General features: G+C 45.8%; 5 protein-coding genes and 1 pseudogene. 3 read left to right on the top strand and 3 right to left on the bottom strand.

The window, feature by feature from the left end:
- A partial coding sequence (locus tag F6K52_RS33890; RefSeq protein WP_293089198.1) for a hypothetical protein occupies nt 1-193 on the bottom strand: 193 nt, incomplete at its 3' end.
- A 900-nt stretch (nt 194-1,093) separates the two neighbouring features.
- Here F6K52_RS33890 and F6K52_RS37170 point away from each other — a divergent pair.
- The 3 genes and pseudogenes from F6K52_RS37170 to F6K52_RS33875 form a co-directional block, all read left to right on the top strand.
- Nucleotides 1,094-1,282: pseudogene (locus F6K52_RS37170) on the top strand (lipid-A-disaccharide synthase); the annotation flags it as partial.
- A gap of 1,001 nt (nt 1,283-2,283) precedes the next feature.
- On the top strand, nt 2,284-2,451 hold the full coding sequence (locus tag F6K52_RS33880; protein WP_293089196.1) for a hypothetical protein: 168 nt from the start codon (nt 2,284-2,286) through the stop codon (nt 2,449-2,451).
- Between the two features lie 103 nt (nt 2,452-2,554).
- The gene (locus tag F6K52_RS33875) at nt 2,555-3,058 is read left to right on the top strand and encodes a DNA-binding protein (protein ID WP_293089194.1); all 504 of its coding nucleotides are present in this window, start codon (nt 2,555-2,557) and stop codon (nt 3,056-3,058) included.
- 46 nt (nt 3,059-3,104) lie between these two features.
- Here F6K52_RS33875 and F6K52_RS33870 read toward each other — a convergent pair whose 3' ends face one another.
- Both F6K52_RS33870 and F6K52_RS33865 read right to left on the bottom strand, forming a co-directional pair.
- Nucleotides 3,105-3,398: a hypothetical protein gene (locus tag F6K52_RS33870; protein WP_293089192.1), complete on the bottom strand. Its 294-nt coding sequence runs from the start codon at nt 3,396-3,398 to the stop codon at nt 3,105-3,107.
- Entirely contained in the window at nt 3,365-3,523 is a 159-nt protein-coding gene (locus tag F6K52_RS33865) for a hypothetical protein (RefSeq protein WP_293089190.1), read from the bottom strand. Before F6K52_RS33865 ends, F6K52_RS33870 begins: the two co-directional genes overlap by 34 nt.
- Between the last annotated feature and the right edge of the window lie 155 nt (nt 3,524-3,678).

Raw genomic sequence — 3,678 nt, 5'->3', positions numbered from 1 at the left:
CCCCGCCAGCGGATTCCGCCGCCCGGTACGGGGCGTCGGCCACTTCAGCCGGGTTCTCCATCACCTTCTCCGTCATTCGAGTCCCTCGTCGGCGAGCGGCAAGAAAGCCTGTCCTCGCTTCCAGAACCAAACAGTAGCGTGTGCGTAGCACATAAGCTGAGAGCTGATAGCTGATAGCAAGCCACATATTCATAATCAGGAGTGGGGAAGAGTGCCAGCAGCAGATATTTTAGTTATGTCCAATGGCCCAGGAGAGGTGACCACCTGGGTGCGACCAGTGGTAAAGGCATTGCGGGAAACTCTAGGGAATGACCGTTCATTAGTCCGGATATCGGTAGTGCTATCTCCTTGCCCTCATGCCACGGGCAAAGAAGATGCGATCGCAAAATCCTATCCAGAAGTAGACCGGGTTCAGGCAGCAGAGGATTTTTTACCATTCTTGTTGTGGGGCAAAACAGCTGAAAACTGGGACTGGCATCCAAAAGGGGTTGTTCTATTCCTAGGGGGAGACCAATTTTTTCCAGTAGTGATTAGTAAGCGCTTAGGGTATCGCAGTGTGGTCTATGCCGAGTGGGATGCTCGTTGGTACCGCTGGATTGACCACTTTGGCGTGATGAAACCCGATATTATCGCTCAAGTGCCTAAGAACTATGCCCACAAATTCACCCTAGTGGGGGATTTAATGGCAGAGATTAGAGGATTACAGGTTACTCAGGGGTTACAGGTTAATCAGAAGTTACAGGTTGCAGGTTCTCAGGTTACTCAGGGGTTACAGGTTAATCAGGGGTTGAAGGTTGCAGGTTCTCAGGTTAATCAGGGGTTACAGGTTACTCAGGGGTTGAAGGTTGCAGGTTCTCAGGTTAATCAGGGGTTACAGGTTACTCAGGGGTTGAAGGTTACAGGTTCAACCAAAGAAGATAACCTTGGCCAAAAGGCCACGCTACGCGAACAACCTTCAACGGAAGATAACCTTGGCCAAAAGGCCACGCTACGCGAACAACCTTCAACCAAAGATAACCTTCAAGCAAACAACCTTCAACCTTCAACCTTCAACCTTCAACCTTCAACCAAAGATAATTTACAACCTTCCACTGAAGTGATCGCACTCTTACCAGGGTCAAAACCAGCCAAACTAGCTCAGGGAGTGCCTTTGTCTTTAGCGATCGCTGAACACATTCACAAGGCTAGACCCCAAACTCGCTTTGTGATTCCCATTGCTCCCACCATAGATCTCAAAACATTAGCCAAATTTGCCAATCGAGATCACAATCCCATCATTAACAAGACAGGATGGTCAGAGGCACAACTTATTTATAAAGTTGATCACAATTGGTCGATGAATCAAGGGTTACAAGTTAATGGGTTACAGGTTAACGGGTTACAAGTTACAGGTTCAAACTCCGATAACCTTGGCCAAAAGGCCACGCTACGCGAACAACCTTCAACCCTTAAACCTTCAACCCTTAAACCTTCAACCCTTCAACCTTCAACCCTTCAACCTTCAACCCTTAAACCTTCAACCCTTAAACCTTCAACCCTTAAACCTTCAACCCTTAAACCTTCAACCCTTCAACCTCCTAACCTTCAACCAAATACCCCGCAACTATTCCTCAAAACCCCTAGTGGCTTGTGTGTAGAACTCTGGGAGTCCTTTCCGGCCTATGAGTTGTTATCCCAATGTTGTCTTTGCTTAACAACAGTGGGAGCGAATACCGCTGAGTTGGGGTCTTTGGCGGTACCAATGATTGTGCTGTTGCCGACGCAACAATTAGATGCGATGCGGGCTTGGGATGGCTTACCCGGTCTATTGGTCAAGTTACCAGGAGTAGGCTCTAGCGTCGCGAAAGTGATTAATTGGTTGGTGCTAGGGCAAAAGCGTCTGTTTGCATGGCCGAATATTTGGGCAAAAAAAGAAATTGTGCCAGAATTGGTAGGGAAGCTTGAGCCGGTTGAGGTTGCCCAACTTGCCCTAGACTATCTAGAGCATCCAGAAAAGTTGTCCGAAATGCGATCGCATCTTAAGAGCGTTCGCGGAAAACCAGGAGCTGCCCAAACTTTAGCTCAACTAGTTCAACAAGAACTTGACAAAGACCTTATCTAAAAATTATACCTATGAGGTACAAATTTGTGGCTTTTAGGGAGTAGGGAGCAGGGAGCAGGGAGCAGATAAGAGCCAATAGGCAATAGGCAATAGGCAATAGGCAATAGGCAATAGGCAAGATGTAAAAAATAAGGTGTACCTCATAGCTATGACAAACGCTATCTAAGCTACCTAAATCAATTTTGATAATTTTTGTTACCTACTCCCTACTCCCTACTCCCTACTCCCTGCTCCCTACTCCCTACTCCCTACTCCCTACTCCCTACTCCCTACACCCTACACCCTACACCCTACTCCCTACACCCGACTCCCTACACCCTACACCCTACACCCTAAACCCTACACCCTAAACCCTACACCCTACACCCTACTCCCTACACCCTACTCGCCACTTTAGCTTGACTTTCCGAGTTAGATAGGATTAAAATACTATTCCGCAATAGTATTTTAATTATGATTGTCGGTACAACACAAGCTGCATCTCTGCTGGGTATATCCTCTCAGCGACTGCGGATGCTATTAAGTAAAGATCGCATCAAAGGAGCCAAAAAAGTTGGTCGGTTTTGGCAGATTCCATTATATGATGGTGTGCCATTGGTCACCGAAGGTCGTAGGGGACCAAAAGGTACATGGAATCAGGACAAACATCTGGAAGCTACCTATATCCACGTTAATGAGCAAGCCTTAAAGAGCAATCACAAGAACCAGACATCCTTGCCAGTGTTTACTGTTAAACGGGGTGATCGGACTAATTACTGTCATGAGGTAGAAATAGCAGGAGCCTGCCGACTGGTTTATCGACCCAATCAAGGTGAGTCTATGAGTGATTCCGTGTGGCTCCAAGTTGAGCCTAACGTACCAGTGACTACTAAAGTATTTGCTGGTAGTGAGAACCTCGAAGATAAATTAGAACAGTCTCAAGATATCCTTAACGCAACAGTTCACGAAGTTAGCTAAATTAAGAGTTATTGAAAAATAACTCTTGCTACCTATACCTTTAAGCTCAAGCTTGCATTAAAAACCAAGCGCCAAGATTCAACAAGCCTGTAATCAAACCACCAATAATCATTCCTTTAATCAATTCCCATCGTCCTAGAAATCTTAGCACAATTAATACTGGGATAACATAGACTAACTGAGTGATACCAATCATAGACAATATAAACAAATAAAACAGACCATCATAACCCGTAGATTGTTGAACAATAATCCAACAACTAATAGCTATTACTAGGTTTATAAAAATAACGACTAAACTGCCGATTACAAGAGGATTTTTATAAATTTTGCTTGGCATATCACATAAATAGTAGGGAACAGGGAACAGGGAACAGGGAACAGGGAATCGGGAATCGGGAATCGGGAATCGGGAATCGGTGCATCTGACTTTTGTAAAGGTGCGCTTTCTACCAAGATGCCCATGGCTCCACAGGCAAGATGCCTGTTCTACCAACATGTCCATGGCATCACAGGCAAGATGCCTGTTCTACCAACATGTCCATGGCATCACAGGCAAGATGCCTGTTCTACCAACATGTCCATGGCATCACAGGCAAGATGCCTGTTCCACCAAGATA

Origin of the sequence: Moorena sp. SIO3H5 (assembly GCF_010692395.1) — a bacterium.
Lineage (GTDB): Bacteria > Cyanobacteriota > Cyanobacteriia > Cyanobacteriales > Coleofasciculaceae > Moorena.
The sequence above is the reverse complement of the archived record's forward strand: the minus strand, read 5'-3'. Positions and strand labels throughout refer to the sequence as shown.

Excerpts from the sequence above, each read along its gene's own strand:
- F6K52_RS33875 (WP_293089194.1), top strand. The coding sequence starts at position 2,555 with ATGATTGTCGGTACAACACAAGCTGCATCTCTGCTGGGTATATCCTCT.
- F6K52_RS33870 (WP_293089192.1), bottom strand. The coding sequence starts at position 3,398 with ATGCCAAGCAAAATTTATAAAAATCCTCTTGTAATCGGCAGTTTAGTC.
- F6K52_RS33865 (WP_293089190.1), bottom strand. The coding sequence starts at position 3,523 with ATGGGCATCTTGGTAGAAAGCGCACCTTTACAAAAGTCAGATGCACCG.